Source organism: Pseudomonas tehranensis (genome assembly GCF_014268615.1).
Classification (GTDB): Bacteria; Pseudomonadota; Gammaproteobacteria; order Pseudomonadales; family Pseudomonadaceae; genus Aquipseudomonas; species Aquipseudomonas tehranensis.
Genome location: NZ_JABWQV010000475.1, coordinates 1 through 916, shown reverse-complemented (window position 1 = coordinate 916; position 916 = coordinate 1). Strand labels below are relative to the sequence as shown.

The following is a 916-nucleotide window of genomic DNA, read 5'->3' as shown; positions in this document are numbered from 1 at the left end:
GGAGCTTGCTCCCGCTGGGCTGCGTAGCAGCCCCCACCCTCGAGTAATACCCCTGGCAGGTACTAGCGCCTGCTGCTCAGCCGAGCGGGAGCAAGCCCTCTCGCCACGACACCCTTCCAGCCTCTGGCATAAATATTTTCCATCTTTTTTCCAGCAACGGTTTCTTTCACGTTTCTTTCACAAGCGGGCGCGTAATCTTGGCTCATCCGTTAGAAAGCAGTACCGCAATACCTGCCCGTTTCCCCAGCGGGCTTTTTTTTGCCTGTCATAAAACTACCCCTCCGTTTGTTGTCCAACTGACATGGCCCGACGCTATCTGGCGTAGACTGACGCCCGCGCGTACCGGCCATCTTTCCCCGATGCGGCATTCTTGAGGTTTCTATCATGCGTTTGACTTTATCCACCTTGGTGCTTGGGCTTGTGGTTGCTCAGGGCGCGATGGCCGCTGGAGACGGTACGGCTGCGGTTGGCGGTGGTCTGGGCGGTGCGTTGGGTAATGTGGTGGGTCAGCAGATGGGCGGCAGCACAGGCGCGGCGATCGGTGCCGGTGTCGGGGGTGCGGCCGGCAGTGCGGTGGGGGCGCGTAAGGGCAGCCGTACGGAAGCGGCCATTGGTGGTGGCTTGGGTTCGGCCGGCGGTTCGATTGTGGGTAACAGCCTGGGTGGCTCCACCGGTTCCACCATCGGCGCGGGCATTGGCGGCGCGGCCGGTGGTGCGCTGGGTAGCAACTTGTCCAATGACAACGATAGTCACTCTGGTGGCAAGAAGCACAAACACAAGAACAAGCATAAGAACAAGCATCGTTAAGCTGATGTTTGGCTGAGAAAGACCCGGCCTTGAGCCGGGTTTTTTGTTCTCCAGGGGTTTGCGGCTGGTCTACTCACAGTTTTTGGGGCGGCTGCGCCACCCAGCGGGA

The 916-nt window shown here is 59.9% G+C and carries 1 protein-coding gene; it reads left to right on the top strand.

Annotation, left to right across the window (positions count from 1 at the left end; genetic code table 11):
* Window positions 1-384 precede the first annotated feature (384 nt).
* Complete coding sequence (locus HU811_RS27045; RefSeq protein ID WP_186659178.1) at window positions 385-807, top strand: glycine zipper domain-containing protein; 423 nt, start codon at window positions 385-387, stop codon at window positions 805-807.
* Window positions 808-916 lie beyond the last annotated feature (109 nt).